Origin of the sequence: Halalkalibacter oceani (genome assembly GCF_023715605.1) — a bacterium.
GTDB classification, from domain to species: domain Bacteria; phylum Bacillota; class Bacilli; order Bacillales; family Bacillaceae_D; genus Halalkalibacter; species Halalkalibacter oceani.
In genome coordinates this window covers 18,764-43,369 of sequence record NZ_JAMBOL010000027.1, presented here as the reverse complement: position 1 = coordinate 43,369, position 24,606 = coordinate 18,764, and the positions used below count along the sequence as shown (strand labels likewise).

The 24,606-nt window shown below is 36.8% G+C and carries 27 protein-coding genes and 1 pseudogene; 6 read left to right on the top strand and 22 right to left on the bottom strand.

The features are described 5' to 3' along the window. Nucleotides 1-879: 879 nt before the first annotated feature. A complete protein-coding gene (gene cypC / locus M3202_RS18635) occupies nt 880-2,139 on the bottom strand; it encodes a CYP152 family fatty-acid peroxygenase CypC (protein WP_285890612.1) in 1,260 nt (419 codons plus the stop codon). A gap of 385 nt (nt 2,140-2,524) precedes the next feature. Between cypC and M3202_RS18630 the strand changes: the two genes are divergently transcribed. Further along, nucleotides 2,525-3,079, top strand: a complete 555-nt coding sequence (locus tag M3202_RS18630) for a recombinase family protein (RefSeq protein WP_251224749.1) — start codon at nt 2,525-2,527, stop codon at nt 3,077-3,079. 21 nt (nt 3,080-3,100) lie between these two features. Then, a pseudogene (locus M3202_RS18625) lies at nt 3,101-5,930 on the top strand (Tn3 family transposase). 42 nt (nt 5,931-5,972) lie between these two features. Here the strand turns inward: M3202_RS18625 and M3202_RS22450 are convergent. From M3202_RS22450 to M3202_RS18615, 3 genes are all read right to left on the bottom strand, one after another. Continuing rightward, nucleotides 5,973-6,098, bottom strand: coding sequence for a hypothetical protein (locus M3202_RS22450; RefSeq protein WP_285890611.1), 126 nt, complete (start codon nt 6,096-6,098; stop codon nt 5,973-5,975). An 83-nt stretch (nt 6,099-6,181) separates the two neighbouring features. After that, on the bottom strand, nt 6,182-6,805 hold the full coding sequence (locus tag M3202_RS18620; RefSeq protein WP_251224748.1) for a thermonuclease family protein: 624 nt from the start codon (nt 6,803-6,805) through the stop codon (nt 6,182-6,184). A 5-nt stretch (nt 6,806-6,810) separates the two neighbouring features. After that, nucleotides 6,811-7,176 (bottom strand): hypothetical protein, encoded by a 366-nt coding sequence (locus M3202_RS18615; RefSeq protein WP_251224747.1) that lies wholly within the window; start codon nt 7,174-7,176, stop codon nt 6,811-6,813. A gap of 150 nt (nt 7,177-7,326) precedes the next feature. On the opposite strand from M3202_RS18615, the gene M3202_RS18610 reads away from it, so the two are divergent. Beyond that, nucleotides 7,327-7,992: an SOS response-associated peptidase gene (locus M3202_RS18610; protein ID WP_251224746.1), complete on the top strand. Its 666-nt coding sequence runs from the start codon at nt 7,327-7,329 to the stop codon at nt 7,990-7,992. Nucleotides 7,993-8,106: 114 nt separating this feature from the next. Here the strand turns inward: M3202_RS18610 and M3202_RS18605 are convergent, their stop codons facing one another. Further along, nucleotides 8,107-8,685 carry a hypothetical protein gene (locus tag M3202_RS18605; protein WP_251224745.1) on the bottom strand — a complete coding sequence of 193 codons (579 nt, stop codon included), beginning with the start codon at nt 8,683-8,685 and terminating at the stop codon, nt 8,107-8,109. Then, nucleotides 8,682-9,110 carry a hypothetical protein gene (locus tag M3202_RS18600; RefSeq protein WP_251224744.1) on the bottom strand — a complete coding sequence of 143 codons (429 nt, stop codon included), beginning with the start codon at nt 9,108-9,110 and terminating at the stop codon, nt 8,682-8,684. Before M3202_RS18600 ends, M3202_RS18605 begins: the two co-directional genes overlap by 4 nt. A 478-nt stretch (nt 9,111-9,588) precedes the next feature. Here M3202_RS18600 and M3202_RS18595 point away from each other — a divergent pair, with 478 nt between their 5' ends. Beyond that, nucleotides 9,589-10,821 carry a DNA polymerase IV gene (locus M3202_RS18595; RefSeq protein WP_251224743.1) on the top strand — a complete coding sequence of 411 codons (1,233 nt, stop codon included), beginning with the start codon at nt 9,589-9,591 and terminating at the stop codon, nt 10,819-10,821. Nucleotides 10,822-10,952: 131 nt separating this feature from the next. On the opposite strand, the gene M3202_RS18590 is transcribed toward M3202_RS18595, so the two are convergent. From M3202_RS18590 to ykzS, 4 genes are all read right to left on the bottom strand, one after another. Continuing rightward, nucleotides 10,953-11,819: a hypothetical protein gene (locus M3202_RS18590; protein ID WP_251224742.1), complete on the bottom strand. Its 867-nt coding sequence runs from the start codon at nt 11,817-11,819 to the stop codon at nt 10,953-10,955. 427 nt (nt 11,820-12,246) lie between these two features. Then, nucleotides 12,247-13,566 (bottom strand): FtsZ/tubulin family protein, encoded by a 1,320-nt coding sequence (locus M3202_RS18585; RefSeq protein WP_251224741.1) that lies wholly within the window; start codon nt 13,564-13,566, stop codon nt 12,247-12,249. Between the two features lie 11 nt (nt 13,567-13,577). Then, a complete protein-coding gene (locus M3202_RS18580) occupies nt 13,578-13,919 on the bottom strand; it encodes a hypothetical protein (protein WP_251224740.1) in 342 nt (113 codons plus the stop codon). A 920-nt stretch (nt 13,920-14,839) separates the two neighbouring features. Then, a complete protein-coding gene (gene ykzS / locus M3202_RS18575) occupies nt 14,840-14,983 on the bottom strand; it encodes a protein YkzS (protein WP_349775633.1) in 144 nt (47 codons plus the stop codon). A 137-nt stretch (nt 14,984-15,120) separates the two neighbouring features. On the opposite strand from ykzS, the gene M3202_RS18570 reads away from it, so the two are divergent. Continuing rightward, a complete protein-coding gene (locus tag M3202_RS18570) occupies nt 15,121-15,891 on the top strand; it encodes a hypothetical protein (RefSeq protein ID WP_251224739.1) in 771 nt (256 codons plus the stop codon). 302 nt (nt 15,892-16,193) lie between these two features. Continuing rightward, nucleotides 16,194-16,616, top strand: coding sequence for a DUF5348 domain-containing protein (locus M3202_RS18565; RefSeq protein WP_251224738.1), 423 nt, complete (start codon nt 16,194-16,196; stop codon nt 16,614-16,616). Nucleotides 16,617-17,129: 513 nt separating this feature from the next. Here M3202_RS18565 and M3202_RS18560 read toward each other — a convergent pair. The 12 genes from M3202_RS18560 to M3202_RS18505 all read right to left on the bottom strand — a co-directional run bounded on the left by M3202_RS18560 (nt 17,130) and on the right by M3202_RS18505 (nt 24,604). Next, entirely contained in the window at nt 17,130-17,600 is a 471-nt protein-coding gene (locus tag M3202_RS18560) for a hypothetical protein (protein WP_251224737.1), read from the bottom strand. After that, nucleotides 17,536-17,955, bottom strand: a complete 420-nt coding sequence (locus M3202_RS18555; protein WP_251224736.1) for a hypothetical protein — start codon at nt 17,953-17,955, stop codon at nt 17,536-17,538. Before M3202_RS18555 ends, M3202_RS18560 begins: the two co-directional genes overlap by 65 nt. Next, nucleotides 17,955-18,158: a hypothetical protein gene (locus tag M3202_RS18550; protein ID WP_251224735.1), complete on the bottom strand. Its 204-nt coding sequence runs from the start codon at nt 18,156-18,158 to the stop codon at nt 17,955-17,957. Before M3202_RS18550 ends, M3202_RS18555 begins: the two co-directional genes overlap by 1 nt. A gap of 20 nt (nt 18,159-18,178) precedes the next feature. Beyond that, nucleotides 18,179-18,622 (bottom strand): hypothetical protein, encoded by a 444-nt coding sequence (locus M3202_RS18545; RefSeq protein ID WP_251224734.1) that lies wholly within the window; start codon nt 18,620-18,622, stop codon nt 18,179-18,181. Between the two features lie 29 nt (nt 18,623-18,651). Then, nucleotides 18,652-19,308, bottom strand: coding sequence for a sigma-70 family RNA polymerase sigma factor (locus tag M3202_RS18540; protein WP_251224733.1), 657 nt, complete (start codon nt 19,306-19,308; stop codon nt 18,652-18,654). Between the two features lie 35 nt (nt 19,309-19,343). Then, nucleotides 19,344-19,886 (bottom strand): hypothetical protein, encoded by a 543-nt coding sequence (locus M3202_RS18535; RefSeq protein ID WP_251224732.1) that lies wholly within the window; start codon nt 19,884-19,886, stop codon nt 19,344-19,346. A 148-nt stretch (nt 19,887-20,034) separates the two neighbouring features. Beyond that, nucleotides 20,035-20,268 (bottom strand): hypothetical protein, encoded by a 234-nt coding sequence (locus tag M3202_RS18530; protein WP_251224731.1) that lies wholly within the window; start codon nt 20,266-20,268, stop codon nt 20,035-20,037. A gap of 16 nt (nt 20,269-20,284) precedes the next feature. After that, nucleotides 20,285-20,818, bottom strand: coding sequence for a hypothetical protein (locus tag M3202_RS18525; protein ID WP_251224730.1), 534 nt, complete (start codon nt 20,816-20,818; stop codon nt 20,285-20,287). A 327-nt stretch (nt 20,819-21,145) separates the two neighbouring features. Next, nucleotides 21,146-21,424: a sporulation protein gene (locus M3202_RS18520; RefSeq protein ID WP_251224729.1), complete on the bottom strand. Its 279-nt coding sequence runs from the start codon at nt 21,422-21,424 to the stop codon at nt 21,146-21,148. Nucleotides 21,425-21,619: 195 nt separating this feature from the next. Continuing rightward, on the bottom strand, nt 21,620-23,428 hold the full coding sequence (locus M3202_RS18515) for an Ig-like domain-containing protein (protein WP_251224728.1): 1,809 nt from the start codon (nt 23,426-23,428) through the stop codon (nt 21,620-21,622). 444 nt (nt 23,429-23,872) lie between these two features. Then, entirely contained in the window at nt 23,873-24,067 is a 195-nt protein-coding gene (locus tag M3202_RS18510; RefSeq protein ID WP_251224727.1) for a hypothetical protein, read from the bottom strand. A 102-nt stretch (nt 24,068-24,169) separates the two neighbouring features. Next, the gene (locus M3202_RS18505) at nt 24,170-24,604 is read right to left on the bottom strand and encodes a hypothetical protein (protein WP_251224726.1); all 435 of its coding nucleotides are present in this window, start codon (nt 24,602-24,604) and stop codon (nt 24,170-24,172) included. Between the last annotated feature and the right edge of the window lie 2 nt (nt 24,605-24,606).

Genomic DNA, 24,606 nt, shown 5'->3' with positions numbered 1-24,606 from the left:
CACTATACCAAAGAATGAGGTGTTTTTTGTATTTATGAAGCATAATGTCAAGGCTCCTATTGAAATAGGGAGAACCCAAACAAAATCAACAACCTCATCTAATTATTTAGGTGCGAAGTTTGAGTTAATAAGATAATTTATGTCCATCAAAGATTCCTCTCTCCCCCTATAATAGATATACCCCTATATGTATTATAACATTTTTTTTAACTTTTACCAGCGTTTAAATTTACCACAGATATACTGAGAATTTTTTTATTTATCTCCTCAATACTTATTTTAATCCAAATATACAGACAGCGAAATCACTTCCTTGTTCACTTAATGTAAAGTTACAACCTACCTTGTTATCTAAACTGTTTGCTAAAAAGACTAAGTGTCCATGTTTGAGAGTTCAAAGAAATCCTATATTAGAATAAATACGACTTAGATGGGAAAAAGAAAAATTGCTAGACATAACAATCTTAATTGTTTATGTACATCTTATTTCTTGCAGATACTTCTTCATCCTCTTGAAAGAACTGGACCAAATCGTAATGCGATCTAATGTTCAGTATGGTAATTACAGGGGCTATCCATGCAAGTATTTTTTTACGAGTAATCGGCAACTGATGGGTGGTCAAGTACTTATTGCATTACTATATTTCTCCTTTACCAGGATAGATGAAGAAAAAGCCCGCAAAACCTTATGGTCATGCTGGCTTTTTCTTTGGCCTTTCATATAGCCTTAAACTTTTATGTACCGCAAAAATTGGGGATTTTTACGCTAGGCAAACTATAATTTTAATAAGTCTATTTCCTGTAAAGGAATCAACTATATAGTTGTCTTGTTTAACTAAAAGTAAAATACTCACGCTAATTGAGAAGAGTAGGAAATTATTATATCCTTCTCTTAACATTTTCAATAACTACTTTACTTTGGGGAATACTTGGTATGCTCACCATGCTGTAACTTAAATCCTGGTTAGGAACTTCATATTCCATTTGGTTGGCTAGATAATCAAGACTTACTTTCATGACTTCAATGGTGACCCACTCTCCAGCACAGCGATGACCCATAAAGTAATCACCACCACCTTGCGGAATGAAGCCAAATGGGCTTCCTTCCCATTTAGCAAACCGATCAGGACTGAACAAATCAGGATTTTCCCAAATTTCAGGGTCATGATTTGTACCATAAAGATCCAGTAAAGTTAATGTGCCTTCTTCAAATTTATAGCCCTTCCAGATGAAATCTTTTTTTACCAATGCTACGACAAACGGAAAAAACGGATAAAAACGGCGAACTTCCTGTACAAACATCTGAGCATATTTTTCATCATGGGATTCAAGTTTCTCCCTTTCTTCTGGAAAATGATGCAATGCCAGCGCAGTGAAATTGATGAATATCGCGATCGCAACAATAGGTCTCAAGATATTGATCACTTCCACAGCAGCAGTCTCAGTATCCAGAAGATTCCCTTCTAAATCGCGATGCCAGGCAAATCTATGTAAAGCTGTATCTTCTGGAGGATTTATTTCCCCGTTACGCACCTTATCAACCAACTCACCAATCCAATTTTCTACTTTATTCCGTGCATTTCTCCCTAACCAATGGTTTGGGCCAACTGCAGCCGGAGACTCGAACATCGCGGCCAAGTCTTTTGTCATTTCTTTAACATCGTCTTCTTCCAACGGGACGCCTGCCCACTGGCAGGCTGTTCTGCACAGGACTTCTTTTACTTCTTCATAAAGAATAACTTCATCCATCTGTTCCCATTTATTTAGTGCTGTCTTCCACTGTTTTTTTGTGATGTCTGTTAGGCTTTGAAGTCCCTCAGGAGACATGATGGACATAAACATTTCCTTCCGATGTTTGTGATCTTGTCCATCCAACGCCTGAACACCATTCTTCCCGAATAATGTTTGAACCGCCCGGTTCGGTGCTGCATCTTTCCTTTTGAATTTCTCAGTGTCATAAAAAACTTCTGCAGCATCTTTTCCTACCATACAGATAGCTTTCTTTCCAAGTAATCGAGTCTCAAAAACATTAGAATTAAAACTTTGACGTCTGTTCAAAATGTACATATATCCTTCTCTCATAAGGCTAAAGCTATGATCTATTCCTTCTTCCCGAGGCATTTGATTTGTATCTGACATATCATTCATCTCCATTTTCATTAATGATGATTTTATTATTTGTAACTTTTCCCTATTTATTCTCAAAAAAACTTTGATCTGTCCCATCCGTGTTCAATTTGCTACATTTTATAACCTTCTTAACGAGAAGGACTTCTAATTGCTCTTAGTCAGAGCTCAATCATCTTCGTTAATTTATGAGACATTCTTCTATTCAATAATGGAACCTATTGTAAATTGATGAAGGCAAGTCCCTTAAACGAATGTTTTAGGGATTTTTTTCGCATGCTTAAATTTACGTAGTTTTAGACTATTTACCGTTCCCTAAACTATTCCCTTTAACTTTTTCCCTAAAATTGACGGCACTCCCGTATTAGGGAATAATTAATTTTAGGAGGGGAATAGAATGGGGAAAATTTTTGGATATGCCCGAGTTTCTACTCAAGATCAAAATTTAGAATTACAAATGGATGCATTACAAAAGGCCGGGGCAGCTGTTATCTACAAAGAAAAAATAACGGGAACAAAAAAAGAGCGTTCAGAATTAGAGCAACTCTTAAAAGCAATAAGTGAAGGAGATACAGTGGTTGTCTATAAACTAGATCGTATCTCAAGATCTACTAAGCACTTAATTGAACTAGCAGAAACCTTTGAGGAAAGAAAAGTGAATTTTGTTTCTATAAGAGACAACATTGATACATCAAATGCAATGGGTCGTTTTTTCTTCCGTACCATGGCAAGTATTGCTGAGTTAGAACGGGATATCATCAGCGAACGCACTAAAGCAGGCTTACAATCCGCAAGAATTAGAGGTAGAAAGGGCGGAAGACCAGTTAAGGATCCAAAATTAGTAGAACGAGCATTAAAACTACATGCTTCTAAGGAGTACAGTATAAAAGAGATTTCTGATATGACTGGTGTTAGTAAATCGGTGTTGTATCGAGCTATAGAACGTATATAGAAATGAACAGGAGGAACTATCTTGTATTTGAGAGCAAGAGAACTACTTACACATGAACAACGCATAGATTTCATGACAATTCCAGCTGATATTAGTGAGTGGGAAATAGCTACCTCCTACACTTTATCACCACATGATTTAGAAGTGATTAAACGTCGAAGACGAGACTATAATCGACTTGGATTTGCCGTTCAGTTATGTCTGTTTCGCTTTCCGGGATGGACATTATCGGATGTTAAAGAAATACCTAAGTCAGTTTTACGGTTTATTGCCAATCAAATTAAGGTAGATCCCCTGGAATTTCAATCATATGCTGAACGGGAACAAACTAAGCATGAACATATGGTTGAAATTCGGAAAGAGTATGGTTATAAGAACTTCTCAGTAAGAGAATATCGTAACATCTCTTCTTCTTTACTAAGTCATGCAATGGAAAATGAGAACTCAATGTATTTGATTAGGACGGCTATCGAAGAAATGAAGAAGCGAAAAATTATTCTTCCAGCTATGTCGACGATTGAACGTCTGGTTTGGCAAACACGTCATCGAGCTGAACAAAAAATATATAAAATATTATCGCGGTCTCAACGATTAGAGTATGTGAAAAAACTTGAGTTATCTATTGATTGTAATGACATACACCCGAACCGGCTTCTTCAATTGTCGCGTTTAGGTGCGCGATATGAACCTCATTCCTTCCGAAGATTTAATGAGTCTAAAAAATATGCCATTCTTGTGGCTTATCTCTTAAATCTCAGTCAAGACTTAATTGATCAAGCCATTGAAATCCACGATCGCCAAATTATGATCTTGCAGTCAAAGGGCCGTAAGGCCCAAGAAGAAATGCAGAGACAAAAACGGTAAAACAATTAATGAAAAAATCATACAGTTTGCTGACATCGGTGCTGCACTAATAAAGGCAAGAAATGAAAGATTAGATCCATTTACTACACTAGAAACCGTCATGTCCTGGGAGAAAATGATTGCATCGGTGGAAGAAGCCAAACAATTATCACGTCCTATCGACTATGATTATTTAGATCTTTTAGAAAAACGATTTTTTTATCTTCGAAAATATACGCCTACTTTACTTAAATCACTAGAATTTCAATCGACCCAATCAGCCAAACCATTGATGGAAGCACTAGATATTATTAAAAATTTGAATTATTCAGGTAAACGAAAAATTCCAGAAGGAGCTCCTCTTGGGTTTGTCTCTAACCGGTGGCAGAAACACGTATATGACGATGATGGAAGCATCAATCGTCATTATTATGAAATGGCAGCATTAACTGAATTACGAAATCATATTCGATCTGGAGATGTATCTGTTCAAGGCAGTAAACAACATAAAGATTTTGAAGAGTATCTAATTCCAAAAGAAGAATGGTTAGAAACTGATTTACATCATAATCGCCTTGCTGTAAGCAGTTCAGCTGAAGAATATTTGAACGAAAGAATGGATTCTCTACGAAAACGGCTGCAAGCCATGTCCGAAAACGTTGATGAACTAGAGGGTGTCAGTATAGAAAAGGGAAAATTTCGCATTGACCGCCTCGAAAAGGATACGCCCGAAGATGCAAAGGCGTTTAGTTCATCCCTATACAGCATGTTGCCACGGATAAAACTAACGGATCTGCTAATGGAAGTCGCAAGTTGGACAGGTTTTGACGAACAATTTATTCATGCTTCTTCAAGCCGTCCTCCCAAAGGAGAGGAAAAGTCGATTTTATTGGCCGCGCTTATGGCGATGGGGACAAACATTGGCTTAACAAAAATGGCAGATGCTACACCCGGAATTAACTATCACCAAATGGCTCATGCTTCACAGTGGCGTCTTTATGACGATGCGATGAATAAAGCTCAGGCAACACTTGTGAATTTCCATCATCAGCTTGCTTTATCTACTTATTGGGGAGATGGAAGTACTTCCTCTTCAGATGGTATGCGTGTGCAAGTTGGCGTGTCTTCTCTACATGCAGAATCAAATCCTCATTATGGTTCTGGTAAAGGAGCTACAATTTATCGATTCACAAGTGATCAGTTTTCTTCTTACTTCACAAAAGTCATTAATACCAATGCTCGTGATGCCGTTCATGTGATAGACGGGTTACTGCATCATGAATCTGAATTAAATATTGAAGAACATTACACAGACACTGCAGGTTATACTGATCAAGTTTTTGGACTGAGCCATCTACTTGGTTTTCGTTTTGCACCTCGCCTTCGAGATCTGTCTGATACTCGACTATACGTAATAGATAAGCCTGGTGAGTTTCCAACAATAGAAAAACTACTACGAGGGCGTATTAATACAAAGGTTATTCTAGAAAACTATGATGACGTTTTACGTCTAGCCCACTCCATTCGGGAAGGGAAAGTTTCTGGTTCACTTATTATGGGAAAGTTGAGGTCCTATTCAAGGCAAAATCGTTTGGCTACAGCACTCCGTGAAATGGGTAGGATTGAAAAAACTATCTTCATATTAGACTATATTTCAAATGAAGCGATACGTCGTCGAATTCAACGAGGATTAAACAAAGGAGAGGCTATGAATGCCTTAGCCAGAGCTTTATTTTTTGGAAAACGAGGCGAACTCAGGGAAAGAGCACTACAAGACCAGCTTCAGCGAGCAAGTGCTTTAAACATATTAATTAATGCGATAAGCGTTTGGAACACGGTTTACCTCACCGAAGCAACAAAAGTCATGAGTGAAAAAGGGATATTACAAGATCAGATGATAAAACATATTTCGCCATTAGGGTGGGAGCATATTAACTTTTTAGGAGAGTACAATTTTGATATAAAAAGAATGACGGGACTCAACTCTTTAAGACCTTTAGATCGATAAAACCCTGAACCGATACCCTTAGAGTAAGGGATATCGGTTTTTTTATGGTAAAAAATGTATTAGCGTGGGTTTTATGTCAAAATGTTGGCGGTACCCCAAACCTAATTCATATCCAATTGATTGATAAGTTTGTTCTTGACTTCCGCCAATGACAGCAATTGTTTTCATAGTAACGCTCCTTATAAAATTTGATAACGAATAGTATTCTTTATGTAAACATGATAAAAACAATAACTGTCATTGTCAAGAATTTATTTCCAAATTCCTAATTTTTTAGAGATTGCATTTTTTTCTAATTCCTCAAAAATATGTGAATAAGTAGTGTTCGGCTCGATTGTCAATGCATTGGCTAGACCGGCTTCGACCAACATCGCATTCAACATACTAAGTTCTTGGTTATCTTTGTCATCAATCCAAATATAGGCCAATGTCCGTTCATATGGGTCATAAGGATGTTCAGGATCGATTTCTAGGAAGATTGTTTGATTTTGTATAATACCTTCTACAAACTGTTTAGCTTCTTCGGCCAATGGCTCAGGGGCTAGAGTACTGTTGCTATTTATTTCAGGAGTATCAATCCCAGTGAACCTGATTCGTGTCCCATCACTTATAACAATTGTGTCCCCATCAATTACTCGACTAACTTCACCAGGACTTAATGCAAGGTTGGGTTCTGTTGGCCAATATGTGTAGTTAAAGTTGTCCGTTTTCTGTTCTGTTTCATTTGTACCTTTTAACTTTTCTTCAAAAGGGTTACGAAATTCGATATTCTCGGTTGGGCTCATCCCTTGTCTGGGACTATCAATAAGCTCGGCAACTGAGCAACCTGATAGGATTGTTGCTATTATAGCAATACCAATGATGCATTTCTTCATATTAATTAACTCCTCTTGTGTATTTTAAAGTTTTGGATGAAAGTAATGAGAATAAAATTATTAGAACTAAAATCATACCTTCCCCAATCTTGTGCCCCGTGGTACTTAAGGCTAAATTGTTCTCCTTCAACCAGAAAAGTAGATGCATCAGTTTTGTATTTTAATTCTATGGGAACAAAGATATCCTCTAACTTGACCCATATATCAAGGTAAAAATTCTTCGATGTATTAGGGTAATTAAACTCTAATCTTATTTCAGCCTGAGGATACAACCTTTGAATTTCCCAGGCTAAAGCATGTTGAAAGTCTGCCTCTGAATGAAATAAAGGTCTTTTTGATTGCAATGACTTGAGAATTTTATTTATATCCATTACATTTCCCGCTCCTTATTTAAGTAATATTCTCAGTAGGAATGCTGCTAAGCGTTTGTAAACACTGAGGCTATTTCAACAACTACAAGAGTTCATTGATTCTTCTGTTTCAATCCCTTATTCTTACTTTAACAGAAAGGAGGGTTCATGATGTGTGGAAGATTTACTCTTACGGCAACAAAAGGCACTCTACAAGAGCAATTTTCCTTGCCGTTTCCGGAATTCACTCCAAATTACAACGTAGCTCCGAGTCAACAAATTTTAGCGATCGTATCAGGTGGAAACGAAAAGAAAGCAGGATTTTTACATTGGGGATTAGTCCCCTCTTGGGCCAAAGATAAGAAAATCGGATATAAAATGATCAATGCAAGAAGTGAAACATTAGATGAAAAGCCAGCATTCAAACGTTTACTCTCAAGAAGACGCTGTCTAATACCAGCTGATGGTTTTTACGAATGGAAACGAGAAGATGACGGTAAAACTAAGCAACCGTTTCGCATCACAATCGGGAACGGTCAACTATTCACATTCGCTGGCTTGTGGGATAAGTGGAGAACTGAAGAAGAGGAATACTTTTCCTGTACTATCATTACCACGAAGCCAAATCAACTAATGGAAAGCATTCACGACCGTATGCCTGTCATATTAGAGGGAGATGACCAGGATATATGGCTAAATAAAGACATTGAGGATAAACATATTTTAAAGAACATCCTGAATCCTTATGATGCAAATAACATGTCCGCTTATCCTGTATCGACATTGGTGAATAACCCTAGAAATAATAATGAGGCATGTATTGATCCACTTAGTTAATTTATAGTCGAAATAAGCGTATTGCACACTTGCAGTACGCTTATCAAAGCTATCTCGGATAAATTAGCACATACTGCTAGAAGGGTGTCGTAAAGGATTCATTTAAAATTTGAATTAATCATTACTTAAACGATGAATCAAATCATCGAGCAACTGCGGTACATCACCGCTACAATACTTTTTCATGAAGTCTGTTAGAAGAATCTCTAATATGTTTTCAATTGTAATATCCAGGTGGTTGACCTGTTGTGATACATCATAAATGAAAACTTCTCCTCGTAGCACCTTTTTACGTGCAAGATGTAAACGTAACGAGGTTCTTTTTTCCACTCTTTTGAAATAGTCCCCCTGGAATGTCGTCACTTCCGCAGGCTCAATGGAATGACTGAGCAGCTGCCTGTATGTTGTATACAGGTGATTGGTTTCCTTCAAATTGATAAGAAAATCATCATATAACAATTCAATCAAATCTGCTGGATGAAATGGCTGTTCTGCCTTTTCTTCAATATCCTCGCATAAAATCTTTGTGCGCAGTACTACATATGCGGGAACTTGAATGGTAATGGAAACAGTGGAGCTCAGCAGATCATGCGCCAACCATAACCACTTCGCCTTCAAAGTCTTAGGTGGTCCATACTCTAAACGGTCTAATTCGTCCTCCAGGACGTGGAATTTTCGTTTAATGGGTTTCATGTTACACTTCCCTCTTTGCGTTTAATCATTTCAACGAGGATACGATGAGCCGTTCTTCTCATTGTCGTGTATCCCCACTCTAACGAAAAATTGAAAAGCTCATCATAATAATATTGCTCAAGCTTGGCCCGCGCCATAGTTTTGTGTTGACGATAATCTAATTCCGGAAACAAGGAGATGTCCATTCTAAGACCCTTCTGGACAAGCCAACTTGAATATTGAGTCATAGAGAGTTGTTGCTTATGAGCTTGTCTCCTCAGCATTTTATATAGTTGTAACTCTAACGGAATATGGATGTCATGTTTTTTATCAATTCGAGTCTTTCTTGTTTCCGTTGGCGGTTTCCGAATATTCGTTTCATTCCATTTGGATCTAATTTGTGATGAATTTGGTCGCAGCATTGGATTAAGATTAGGACGATTCATTACTATTCCCTTCCTCCCCCTCTTCTTTTTTTCAAAAACCCTCTTTGATGTCAGGGCCGCTGGGCTATAGGGTTGTTTGGTCCATATTATTCAAAAGTGGGAGGGACTAGAACGTTTAAAAATAAAAAAATTGGATATGCTGAAACCATAGATGAAAGACGAACGATCTTATAAAGGGAGTTGAAAAAAGTATGTCAAATAATAAAGCGATTGTTCCTAAAGTAACAAAAAAACAAGCCCTAAAACTAGCCGAGCTTGCTAAAAAAAACCGCATTGTAAAAACTGAAAAATAATTTGTGAAGGAGACAATGTGCCTTTTTATAAGATAAATTAGATCCATACTTTACGTTTCTTCCTATGGTATTTACCTAATCACTTTTAAAATGGATTGCATTAATTCCATTTTTTTCGCGTTGTTTACGAACGTATATTCGCATATAATAAAACAGAATATATGTTCTTATTAGGGGTGTAAGAAATGAAAAAAATAATCTTTCTAGTGGATATGCAAAGTTTTTATGCTTCCGTTGAAAAAGCACGAGATATCCGATTGACCAATAAACCTATTATTGTCGCGGGTGATCCCAAGCGTCGATCAGGAATTGTGCTGGCTGCCTGCCCCCTGGCTAAGCAAAGAGGCGTCAAAAATGCGGACCGGTTGTGGGAAGCACAAAAAAAGTGCCCAGAAGCGGTCATTGTTCCGCCCCGCATGGAGGATTATGTTAAAGTCGCCACCGGAATCACAGCGATACTTGAAAATTTCACACCATTGGTCGAGCCTTACTCTATTGATGAGCAATTCATGGACGTGACGGGGAGTCAAAAGCTATTTGGTTCACCATATGACATTGCAGAAATGATTAAAGCTGCGATCTGGGAAAGATATCAGGTCCGAGCTAGAGTTGGGATTGGTGAAAATAAAGTCTTAGCGAAAATGGCCTGCGATAACTTTGCTAAAAAGAGCAAAAGCGGAATTTTCTGGCTAAAAAAAGACAATCTTGAAGAGCAGCTGTGGCCCTTACCAGTCGGGTCAATGTTTGGGGTTGGCTCTCGCATGGAGCAGCATTTACGTAATATAGCTATTCGGACGATTGGCCATTTAGCCACCTGTCCAGTTGAACGACTTAAAAGGAGATGGGGCATCAATGGTCATGTCCTTTGGATGACGGCCAACGGTATTGATTATTCCCCAGTTTCCATTCATTCACATGAGAGTCAAAAGGCCATAGGCCATGGGATGACACTTCCTTGTGATTATACAACTCGGCAGGATATCCAGGTCGTTTTGCTGGAACTTTGTGAGGAGGTATGCAGCCGTGCACGTCGTTCTCATGTAATGGGAAAAACAGTTTCATTGAGTGTATCAGGTGCAAATTATGAACTCCGTACCGGCTTCCATCGTCAAACCACTATGCCCGTTGCTACAAATGTAACAATGGAAATGTACAAATACATTATCAAACTATTCGATAGCTTTTGGGATGGTTTACCTGTAAGGCGACTTGGAGTCACCTTGGATAAACTACAAACAGATCGTGTCATACAACTTAGTCTCTTCGAAGAGAATAGAGATCGTCTCTTAAAAATAGGTTCAACAATGGACAGCATAAAGGGCCGCTACGGTGAAACAGCCATTCTACGGGCCTCATCTTTACTTCCTTCAGGCCAGGCAAGGGAAAGAGCAAATAAGATCGGTGGACACTACAAATGAAACCATCTTAGCCCTCAGGTTTGACTGTAAAAGAAGTAAATTACTTTTCCTTGGTCAGCTGACACTAAAATAGCACTTACTTTATAGTAAGTGCTAAATATATAAGTTTTCTTACACTGCATAAAAACGTACTACTCTTTATTGTCCTTATTTGAATGTTTATTAATCCAACTTTCTATGAAGTCTGTCCGGTTTTTCGTAATTTTAGTAAGTAGACTTAATTTATCCCATTCTTCTTCAGCTTGCTTTCTAAGTCTGAAGATCTCTGCTAGAGAATTAACTTTTTTCTCACTCTCAATAATACGTTTGTTTGATTCTTTTTCTTGCTGTTGTTGTTTTTCTTGTATTTCCTTTAACACATTGTTTTGATCTTCTAATTTTTTCAGCACTGAAGATTGCTCTTCTATTAAATTATTTTGATTTAACAGTTGTTGAAGTGGTTGCTTTAGTTGAAGCTGATCATTCTCACCTTTTTCAAGCAATAAGCCCAATAACGTTTGGCTCACCGTTTCTAAGCGTTCGATCTTTTCGAAGGCATCAGCTAATTCCCTGTCCCTATTACTACTACTTTCTTTTGTTTCCTTTATAACATTTTTAGGATTTCCGGTAATACCGAGTTCTGCTTTTAACCCTTTCAGTCTAAACTCATCTTTTAACAGCCATACCATTTTTAGTTTTACTAAAGACAAATAATTAAGCCGAATGTAACTATTTGAGGGAGCATCATCTGGAATGATATATTCCTCTAAACTATCAATATAATAAGATAGTGAACTTGGAGGTATCGGCTTGTCTCCTCCTAAAATCCTGCCTGCCTCCTGGACGCTGTACCACCTATGCATATCTTTCTCAAGATGGGAAAGAAATCCACTGTCAAAAAGTTCAGTTTTAAGCTGATCCCTTTCAATGATTAAATTATATAAGTTATCATACTGCAAATCAGATTCAATTTTGACATATATATCGTCTTCATTCGGGATAATCTTTCTTTCATTCAAATACAACGCCTCCAATCATCACGAAATTCATCGAACCGAAACAATTCGTATCAAATTCACGAAATCATAGTATAACTTATGATATCGTACCACAAAACACGGAAATTTATAAGGTTTTCCACCAAAATAACGAAAAGACACGAATAATTTTTCATTACTAATTATAACGAAATCTTACTACGTTATACGCAGATACAAACTATATAACTATTATTAATACTTCGTTTCAATTCGATTCACTTAGTAATAAATATTATATCCAACGAATTAACCCGAAATTTCTCGTTCAACCAAGTTTTAAACGAATTTAAATGAATTTTCTAGTTGATGTTCGTTGAAGCAAGGAATCAAGACGAAAAAAGCTGATAAAATTCGTTAAACCAATAGATTGTCCATTTCACAAAAAAAGACATCTCAGATGTCTTTTTTAAAGTAAATCGAAAGGATTAGGTTTTTTTGTTTTTGCATTATTTGAGGATGAAGATAGAGTACTGAAAGGATCGACTTTTTCCTCTGTTATTTTCTTAGCTTTTGTCCGAGAATAACCAGCCAGAGCAGAGAACACTTCATCTTCATCATCTGTGGCGTTTTCTAAGTCAATTAGTCTAGTATTTTCTTCAACCAATGCTTTAATAGATGTAGGAAGTGGCAAACCTGCTAGTAAAACATAGAAATATATGTCATTCTTATTTTTTAGATTATATTTATATTGAGCAATTGGTCTTTCACTAGCAATAGGAGCTATTTCTAATAACTGTTTTTCTATAGTATTACTAAAAGTTAAGTTGAAAATACGCTGTGAAGTACTTTCATTTGTAATAATACTAACAGCAAGCCGCGATGCTTTATTTAAGCGATAACCCCCAGATAAAACACCATTCTGTATGTATTCTTCCAACTGGCGAATGTAAGTAAGACTTTGATCTGTATCAACTGAATTAGCTGGTAAACTAAACTTCGCTAAGTGTAGAATACGCGGTGTCTTAATGAGATTCTCAAATTCACTGCTGTCAAAGTGAAATTCCCCATATGGTTTAAAGGATGCTGTAATAATATTCAATTCATGTAACGTATCAGCGACATACTCATTACTGAAATTCAGGTAATCCGAAACACTTGCGTTTGGTTCCAGAGTAGTATAATCCCCGTAAAGCTTATTATTATCAACCAGGATGATCGATCCAAAGGCTGAATCCATTAAACGAGAAATAGTCTGTAATTGCTCTAATGCATTATCAAGAACTACTTTTCCTTCAGTTAGTCGAGGTAAGGTGAGTATAAGCCCAAATTTATTATCGAAACCATTATTATATAGCGTTTGTGCAGCTTGTATGATGCTTCCTGTTCCGGTCCCACCACCTAATCCTGCAACTACCCAGACAAATTCAGAGTCTTTAAATTGTGTTAAAATCTCATTTTTAATAGCCTCCTGATTTTCACGAAAGATCTGTTCACCAACAGAGGGGTTACGACCAGCTCCTTTACCATTTCCGACCAACAATTTACGGATTAAAGAATTCTTAGTTTCTATTTTGTCGAGATCAACTTTATTTGTATTCACCAGTAAAGCTGAATAAGGAAAGCGGTAGTTGGTTTTCGCCATTTCGATGTCAGCACATGCTGCTGCAATAGAGCAGCCACCCATACCTAAACCTAAAAAGCCAAACTTCATACTGATGTCAACGTTGCTATCTCGAAGCAATTGCTGTTGAAGTCCTTGTGTGTCATTTTTCCCGGATACGATCATTGCAGAACCTCCTAATTATTATCGATTCTTTTTCTTTTATTAAATTCTAAAAATTCTTCACCTAATTGAGAAAGGCTATAAAGTCGCGCCTTACCAATTTCAGTAACATTAACAAGCCCTGCACCTACAAGACGTTCAGTATATTTATCTAAGATATACCTAGATGTTACAAGTAATTTCTCATCTCCATCATTCATATTATTTTCAAGATATAAGCGATTAACTTCATCTTTTAATTTGTCCTTTAATAAAGGTTGACTGGCCCTCCTTAATGCTAGCATAAACCAAATCCCTTCATCGTCTAATCGTTCTAAAAATATAGAGAAGATATTCTCGACAGTAATGTTAACCAATATGTATCACCACCTTAATGAGTATGATGCGGTAAGTATTACGTCAATTACTGACGCAATACTCCCTAACATAGTAAACTATTACCGTAATAATTAAGGCAATTATTGCCTTAATAACTATATTAAATTCTCATTGTTTGACTGTCAACAATTACCGCTGTTTCCTTGTATTAAAGATCGTACACTAACAAGATATCACCGCAATAAATGCCGCAGTGTAATATATTGACGCAATAACTGAGGTAATAATTAAGGCAATAATCGCTTCAATAAATATGACACAATTAGCAGTAGTTATATGAGATAGCTAATTAAGTTAAAATCACATATAAGATACTAAATATTCGTTATACTTCAGGATTTACATTATATTCGAGGGTTAGTTCCTTAAATTTTTCGTCACGAACAACTACGAATTTTTTCGTATTACTTCGTATGAAGTTTATTCGTTAATATCTATTGGTGCGTCGAGTTTAGTACTACGTTTCATGCTAACGAAGTTAAACTTCGTCGAATTTTTCTAAATCAAGAAAACAACCAAGGGGAGAGAAGTGAAACGAAGATTATAGTAATTCAGGGGAAGGTTAGAAAAATATAATAGTGAATGTTCATTAGTTATATTAATTTGAGGTATTCCCAAAGTGCATGAAAAACAATCACACTTAATAACTTGATGAAGCCGCTGCGGAGTTGTAAATAGGGGGGAGAGGGTTATTTAAGCTTAGCGTACTAAATCAGCTTATCTATGGAGCAGGCTTAATTTCAAAGCTGACTCCATATATACTTACTTATTCAAACTAATGCTGTTTAAAGCACGGTAGGTTGCCTTTCGTATCGTGGCCATTTTTAAACAACATGATTATTTTAATGATTTATATCTTGAACGACTTTGTAGACTTTCCCTGAGAATAAAGAATAGTTTATGCTGTCCATCCTGGCTCATAGGTGAAAATAATATCTCCTCCTTTTTGAGCAGCACCACGAAAAGCTTTAACATCTGATTGATCCCTTAGAATCGGCTGAAATACTGAAAAATTCTCTCTGGAAACGCGATATGAATTCAATAATAGCTCCTTACAACAAATTAAATTTTATTTTATTAGCTTTTAGTATTAATTATAATATTAGTATAGGTGGACCAGTAAAGCAAAGTCGATTATCTTGTAGGTATCGGTTTCACAAAGAATAGGGAGGGGATTGTGTGCATCCATCAGAACAATGGAAGAGTATTCAAAGGAATTTGAATGCTATAAGCGATTTTGAACTGCGCAAAACAACGATGGTCATTGATCAAATAAGTGAGGTGGCAAAAAAACACGTTATAGAGACATTAAAAGCTCAACAAGCATTGTTGAGTACTTTTGAAATGGATAGTTACGAGGAGGCTCTTTTACCAATAATTAACGCAAGGCACACCTTGATTGACCATTTGAGCAATTCAGTACAGAAAGTGCAATTAAATCAGATAGCAGATGGTATTTCGGAAATTGTAGAGTCACTTGAGCCTTTAAATAAAAGAGTTATTTCTGACGCTATTAGTTTAAGATTACAGATACTTGCGGATCAACTTGAAGGGTTAAGTCCTAAGGAAGATTATGCTGATTTACCTAGTGGGTTAGTTGTTCATGCGGCTAAGAGGTCTAATGGAACAGTTAAGGTAAGTTGGGACCAATTAATAGTAATTTTTATTGCAATCTTTAATGTACTTCTAACTTTCTATCTTAACGAATCTACTACCCAACAGTTCAGCGAAATGATTACAGAGTTGAAACAGCAAAATGAATTACAAGAACAAGTAATCATTATTCAGCGTGAAGAAATAAATATTTTAAACGAGCAAAACGACTTAAAGCAGACTCAAATAGAACAATATAACGAAATGACAGAAACACTGTCAGAATTCGTAGAATACACTAAAGAAGTTTTACCTGTAGATAAAGGTGCAGTAGAATCCAAAGAGAAGGGTAACTAATAAGTGATAATATAAGAAGCTAGAAGTGGCATATTAATGACTAGATATAAAGTGGAGAGGGGAGACCTCCATTGATAGTGAGAGGGTCCCAATCTTCAAGAACGGCATGCGCTTTTATATAGACCAGTCATATTGGATAGTGACAGTCGAGTGAAAGACTTACATTTTCAATAATTTTGATTTATGAGAGTTAATAAAAGTATTTTGAAGGTAAATGATAGCGCTAAATAGAATAGAACATACGTAGATATAGATTGCAGTATAAGATTCAATTAACAATTATATATAGGAGGAAAGAAAATATGAGCTATACTGGCAAAGAGGCTTTTGATGAAATTCGTAATTTACAAAGCGAAATCAAAAAAATAGTAGATAAATTTGGATATGATGGTGAGGATATCATTTATGACCATTCACCAGACAACAATATGTATACTGATGAATGTAGAATAATGCTTAATAAAATGGACGACGTCGTAAGAAATATTCGATATTTAGAAAAGCCAATAAGAGATGAAGGCATATTAAGGCATAATTCAGACGGACGTTATGAATTTGAAAGCGGTACATATTTTACTTCTGGAGATTCCATCGAGATCCTGGAGGATGAGGGAGATTATTCTCGGTGGAATGCTACTCGTATCGAACATAATGGAGAAGACTATTATGCCGTGTCATTAGGAAAAGATATATCGATTAACGGGAAGAGGGCGAGATGTAGATAGTGATCTAATTGAGTATTTCTTTCGTGTATAGGGAACCTTGATATGATTAATGGATATTGTATATAGGATGTTTCAACATTGGACAAAGGACAATAAAGAAGCGGACGACGAAATAATTGTGGTGACATACCGAAAAAATGAAGTAAAAGTGTATACATAACGGTCAATGTCATCATAATTGCTTCAAAAAAGGACGTCATGTCATCACCATTGCTTCAACGGACAGGAAGGGAAGAGTTTAATTATTTAACGCTTCACCGCTTTAATTTGTTAGTTTACATAAGATACATTATCGGAACCAAAGTGAATAAATATTTTATGTCTCAAAAACAAAAGTTATCTTGAGAAATGAGACAGAAAAGTTCTAATTGTATAATGACAATAAAGTTACTTAAATATTCAACCTCAATCAAGCATACCACGCACTACATGTAGTGCGTGGTTTAAAATGTTGTTTAATTTTTGATTTGAGATAGAAAAGGCCTTGTTCAACATAAGCTCTTCTTTAGTTCCTTATTTTTGTTTTGGTTTAAACTTATCTGGGTTCATTGTGATCTGAGCCCAGATAATTCCATGCACCTTTTCTATTTTCTTATATGATTCTTCCCACTCTTCGAATTTTGCACTGAGTGGATCTATATAATCTTCTGTATCCATATCTTCGAAATCCGCCCATTTTAAGTTTTTTTCGGCCTGTTCCCAAAAATGACTTTCATTTTCTTTTAAATAGTCTAGCGAGTAACTGAGCTTTTCTTGGATCGTTTCGTCAGCTCCTTCCTTTGTGACGTTCTTGCCCAAAATTTCTGTAACCTTTCCAAGGGCCTGTTTATAGTTCGGGAGTGTTCCTTCAAGCCAGTCTTCAAGTTGACTAATCAATCTTGTGGATTGGTTCAAACGGTTCTCAAATGTACGTAAAATCTCAGACCGCGATACTTTCAACTCTAAAATACTTTCGTAACTGATCCATTCTCTCGGTTTCTTCATTGAAGGCACTTTTGCTTTTATTTAAGCTGATTTGCAAATCTTCTGCTTCACGAATCGCCACATTGAGATTGCTGCTAAGTTCTCTTACAGTTTCAATTTTCGTTATTGCTTCGTTTTTGAGCTGCTTCATCTCATCGAGCCGTTTCTCTACTTCCTCTACCTTAGACGAAAAAGCCCTTCTGGAAACCCAAACGAATATACCGCCAAACAATGTAAGTACAGCAATAATAACCGCAAGCAAGGACAGTAGTGCACTTATATTTCCTTCAAGCATTGCGATTCTCAATTTTTGAGTATCTATTAGTTGCTGGGTGACTTCTTCTTTTGTAAGGGTGTGCTCTTGCTGTTGTACCATTACCCAACGAGGGCCATAACGTTTCGTCCATTTTCGATCAACTCTTGTTGTTCTTTTTGAACCTGCTCAATACTAAGAGCCAGTCCTTCTTCAAGATTTTTCGTAATATCTTCAAATTCATTAGACAAATACTTTGAATAAAGCGAAAGACTTAAAATGACAATTAAAAACGCACTTAAAATGCCAGCTAAAGATATTCTCATTTAAAAGCCCCTTTACAAAATTATTCTATTAATGGCTGTGAATGAAAGAGTGCTGTATATTCCTTTACATAGCGTTTGTAAACTTCTTCTTCCAATTCCAGCACTATCGACTTCTGTTTTTCTACGTTCGTTTTCGTATATACCTGTGCTTGTTCTATCATCCTGTTTTCATCCCCTTTTCGAATAAAAAGGTCCTCATGATTAAAAATGGCTGAAGAACCTTTTTCTAAATGAAGGATGACTAATTTCTTCTCATTCGGTAATAAAATCGTTTTTTCTCTATCCTTGATCAGCTCATACGATTCCACCTTCATCCCCTTCGCTTCCACTATCGTTTCTTTCCCATTAAACCAATCAATTGTTTTTTCAAAGGCCCAAGGAATGATAAAGAGCGGTAGGAATAAAGCTAACAAGCATATAACGAATAGAAGCTCTAATAAAAATCTTTTTATTGTCAATTGCATTATTTATCCTCCCATTAGCTCCTGCAACTCTAAGAGGCCATAAAATAATCCTGCATCTTTCTTTTTGCTCGGTTAAGGTGCTTATTGATTATAGATGGTGATACGCCTAACTTTTTTGCTAATAGTGCATGAGTTTCACCAGCAAGTTTTCCTAAAATGCAGGTCTTTTCGACCTCTGTCAACGCCTGAATAAACTCTCCAAAATATATAGTTGATTGATTGTACACGATTGGTTCTTTTGAGCGGTGAATGACATCAAGTGAGGAAAAGGTCTTTTGTTGATTGATTGCATTTAACGCTTGTCTAGCGTGTTCAATAGGAATATTCAGGAGATCAGCAATCTTGATTGGATCATCGGTATCAGCCTGAGCTGAGATTCTCCTGACCTTTTGTGTTAGATCAATCAGCCATGCCGGATACCGGAAACCTCGATTACCTTGAACCCTCAACTCTTTTAAAACATACCGATAAATAAATGCGTTACCCATTTGAAAAAACTCCTTTTGTTCCAAAGCCCCTAATTCATCATAAGCGGCGAACAAGCCCATGCATGCCATTTGATATAGGTCATCCTGGTCTAACCCTCTAAGCCGAGCTGCGGGAGTGAGTTTATTAACTATACCTTGTATGTTACCCTTCCACTCTTGCAGTAAATTTTCAAAGTTAATGATTTCTCGGTCGCTCATAAAGCGCCTCCTTTCTTCCCTTTTTTAATTCTTAGTTAAATTTTCATATGGGCAACGATCTCGTCAAACATTGACCTTGCATACTCAAAGAACTCCTCCACGCAACGGTTCACAAATGCATTAAATACATTGTGATTAAATTCTTCCAACATTCTTGCAAATGATGTTGTTTTTAACATCAATAGCGCTCGCCTATTTTTTAAAAAGTCATCTCCAGCAGCATGCGTCACAACATACCTAGCGAACTCCTCCATTACACTCTCCGTAGTTATACCCGCTAGGATTTTCCACATTTCAACGGCTGATGGGCAAACTTCCGGTATTACATTGACATTACGCGCCACTCCCTGAATAACGCCGTCCGGCCGAGACGTGACATAATAGCCAAATAACAACGATTGAGGTTTATCAAAGAATAGCACTACCGATGAAGAGGATGGCTCAAAATACATACGATGTGGTGCTTGAGCCATTATCCGTCGAAATAAATTCATTCTCATCCTCTCGTTTTTCTTTGTCTCTTTAAAGAAATTATTGATTGTCAAATGAGCAGCGCGAACATCAATCTTACCTTCCATCGCAAACCCTCCAGCCAATTTATTATATTAATAAATTAATTTTAAAAAACTTATTTATAATTTAACTTACTAATATTATAGCATTTAAGTCTTAATTTTTCAATTAATATTAACGTTTAAATTATGTATTTTTATTAATATTTAAGTTTTAAAGATACTTTTTATGCAAGATAAAATTTTCTTCAACCCGAAGCTGTCCACCTGGTAAAACCCCTTCAGCCAAGCGCTTTTTTACTCTGTTTTCGTGATGACTTCTTACTATCATCAGAAACACCAAAAGGAGATAATCAGATTGCTGAATATCTCCTCCAATAATTTTATCCTTATTAAAAATCATCCATTTGCCATTCACAAACTTGATGTCATTTAAATGTTTTTTCACTTCAACTCCAGCTCTGTTATTCTTCAGCGGGAAACAAAATTTGCTGTAGCGCTTGCTTGATATTTTGCACCAATAGAGTTTGATCAGATTTGATTTTTACATAATCTTGCCTTAGTTGATCTTTGTCGATTTCCTCTTCATCGTCTTTTGACATCTCTAAACACCTTAGAAAAGTCTGGTGCTGGAAATTAATTAACACAATCAATTCACGATGTAAATCGTATAGCCGGTCATCTACGTTATATAAAACATCATCCAGCTTTAGCAGCAACTGATTAGAAAGTGGAACGATCTCCTCTAATTCTTGAGCTACAGCCTGTTTACTTATCTGTTGGCCATAAAGTTGATCTAACATCTTATTAAACCGCTGCAGCAGAACATTGGAGTCGTTGAATACATCCGTTACTAGATCGGCATATTCTTCATTCGGATCAACAGTTTGTTCAATTTCCTCGTCGTCTCCCCACCATGGGAGTAAAGATAAGCTACAGCCCGTCAAAAAAAATAGGGCACCTAGAAACATGAATATAAATAATACGTTTTTGTACATTTAATAAACTAACCCCTTTCATAATATAAATAAAGAGCCTCTACACTTGGGTAAAGGCTCTTTATTTATTCGGTTTTATGACTGATTCCAGTTTTTCAATTGCGTCTAAAGCGTCTAATGCAATTAGGTGCTCATTAATCCTCCCATCAACCATGTAAATTAGTCTGAAAATATCACCGGCCTCTCGCTTTAAATTAAAAGAATCGACCTCACACGGTGTAATTACCTCCTTCACACTATATTAGGCCACCTATGAACAGTTGCACTAAAGAAACGGTTACTTCCCAATCATACATCATATAAATGATCGTTCTTAGAATGTGGTTTTTAGCTAGACATGTATTCCTTATTATTATCACATTTATTTTTTACTGTTCCTATTCGAATCACTGAAATTTTTTCACCTTCCCATTCAGTAACCCCGGCAAAATAGTACAGTTTGTTATCTTTTTCAAATATTTCTTTTTTGATTTCTTGATACCATGTAAGCCTGCTTTCCGGGTAATGAAAATGGAATGTTCCTTTTAATTGAAAACCAGCTTGTTCCATTGCTTCTAATACTGTTTCTGTCGGAGTATGTAGATGTATATCTTTCAATCCTTCCATGCTCTCACCCTTTCTAAAGTAGACTCCGCTTAATAACCCTTAAAACAATTAAGAATATTCAGTATTTAATACAGTGTAATTAAAACGTGCTGCCACATCCTTTTTCTATAGTTGTGTGGACATGGGCAGCACGTATAAACTTATGTCGGATCCAGTTTGTTCCTGCAAATACTGTATCGTCTTTACAATATCTGCTTACCTCACTGTAAATGTAACCAACAACCCTCTCGCAATATTCAAACCATTTTGCCCTTTAACTTTTTCCCGATCGACCACTAGCGTATAGCTTCCAGGAGGATAACCATCCTTGCTGCTGGATTGGAACGCTAATGTGATATCACGTCTTTCGGTCCAGCTATCCACTGGATGCTCATTACCATTCTGATCAATCAAGAAAACAGAATCCTTTGTGATCGAGGAAGCATCGATTTCGCCTGTGAAATTAATGCGTAACACATCATTTGCACGGATACTCTTCTCTATTTTTACCGTATGATAGTCACTAGAACTTGGAATAGTCTTTGATGGTTTTTCCGGTTCTGGCGTTTCTTTTTGTTCCTCTTCAGGTGTCTCCTGTTGATCTTGCTCGTCTTGCGGCTGTTCTTCTGTTGGCTCTTCGACAACTTCTTCCTCATGAGCAGAATCGTCTTCATTGTTTGCCGGTGGGTCTTCTACTTCCGGTGGGACTACCGGGTCAACAGGAACATTTGGAACATCTTCTTCTACCGGTTCCTCTTCGACCGGCTCTTCTTCTGGAGGAGGTACAAGCTTTTCTCCTGCTGTTAATGGAAGGTCATGATGTCCTCCTGTAATTTCATACCCTTGAAGGAGATTCCCCTTAATCTCGATCTCTCCAACATATGGTTCATCATAGTATGGGGATGAAACCCTAACCGTATAAGTACCTGTTATTAAAGGGCGTACATAGTAGCCACTGATTTTGCGATCTTTCTGATGGTAAACATGAAACAATTGAGTACCGTTAAATAATTCTACAGATACTTCGTCTAGTGAACCCGCATAAAAATGCCATACAAGTTGGTTTACCCCACGGATACTAAGTCCTTGAATAGCTAATGATTCCACTGTAGTAAACGACCAGTTTTTGTCAAAAGTCTCTGACGCCCCATCATGATCCACTACAGTCCCTCTTACAGAAACATGATAAGTGGTTCCTGGTTTTAGTACCTCTTTTGGAATAATGTGCAAATGCCGCACAAATGGGTTCTCTTTTGTGCCTCCTACTAAGTAGCTGTCTATTTCTTGGCCCCATTCGTCTTCTAAAATCACTTCATCATATTTTAATTGGTCATAGCCGTAGGCTTCCAAACTGATCGGATACCCTACGTAATTCCCACTCAATCCAAAACGTTCCAGCGGATTTGGTATCTCTGAATTGTACCAGCTGATCGGTACGTTAATTTGGCCGTCAAAGGGATAAGAGACAAGTTCCTTTGCCGTGTACCGTTCCGGTCCACCATAATTATTTACGAGTGCAGAACGTCGATATGGTACGTTGGTCACGCCAAAGCCTATATGACGGTGATTCGGGTTTAAAAGATCCATTCGATGATAAGGAGCGTCAAGCAGCGCTTGTAGTGCGACAACAGGCGTTACTGTGTGCCCGGTGATCCCTTCGCCACCTGTAATTGCATCATATCCAAAATAAGCTGTACGATTCTCGAGTCTTTCACCCGTATATAAAGGATGATCTTTTTCCGGTTGAAAATGTCCGGTACTCTGATTTAGAGCTGTTTGATAATTCGCATGGGATTGTGCAGACTTATTCAAATCCTCATGTAATGTATACGCTGGTAATCCCATCATCTCTCTGCGCACATTAATCCACTCCAACAATTCCTGTTGCGTTTGTTGAAGATCCTTTTGATCAAGATCCTCAAAAGGATCAATGACATCAATCGGTGTCGCGCTTGCTGTAATGGGAGCTAAACTAAGCACTCCGGATATGAAAGCTGCCGCTAAATATGACCTTATTTTTTTCATGATCTGCCTCCGCATTTTTTTGTAGACATCTTTTTAATTTTAATGTTCAAACTATATCACTTAAGTAAAAAAGCACAATTAAATTTAATGATAGCGCTAGTAGAAATATTAATAAAACAAAAGCAAGTCGCATTCCGATCATGCGCACATATGCCAAAAGAAAAATGGCAAGTTGACCTATCAACCAGGATAACAAGATAAAGTTCAACAAATCATTATAATCCATAAATCCCTCCTTTCGTATTTGAAAGAAACATAATTTATTGTTTATATCATATATATATTATATATTATTTAAACGTTAATAACAATAGTTTTTTGCTTCTTTTTTCCTATTTTAACAAGTAACATGGATGTTTCCAATACTTTTCTGAAATTTCAATTTGATGTTTTAAATGACAAATCAAAGCGGTTTCTGTTGATTCTGTGGCGGTTTCACAGTCGTTAGAAATTATCTATATCATGATTTTCAATATTTTGAAGTTGATTTCTCATCAATTCAATAGGTAATTCGATCCCCTGCTTTGTTTGCAGACGCTCCATATTCGTAATAAACACTTTAAGGATCCGTGTATCGCCTGTTAATTTACTGCGGTTTATAAGATTCTCGAATGTTTTTAAAACAGCATTTGTAGACATTTCCAAGCCTCCTTTTGCTCATTTTTTCACAATGCGAGTGCATAGCATAAGAAATCCCCCTTAAAAGGGGAATTATCCGCGCTGCTATGACATTTACTTACCTTAATCAAAAACTGAAAAAAGAGAAGGATCAATTTTATTTTCTTTTTTGCCTTTAAAATTCTCTTGAGTCAACTGGATTTCGTCTGCTTTCTCCTTCTGTGAACTTGCTACTCGCACCGGTATTACTGAAGTAGTTGATTGCAATTGATCCTTGATCTTGTACTCTAACAGCTGCAGCTGATGAACTAAGACCTGCTCAAACGCCGTTACTATTTGTGGGAGTATTTCGTCAACCGTTTTTTGTTTAGGATCTGCTCCTTGTTCACGCATATAACGTTCCTTAATCATTTCGAAAATGACTCCTCTTGGTCCATCTGGATGATCATTTGCTAAATCAACAAAATAATGAAATAGCTTATCTTCAAGTTTATCAGTTCGAAATGAAACAAGCGGTCTTCTATCCGTTTTTATCAATCGCCCTGGTTTTCTAGCCATCT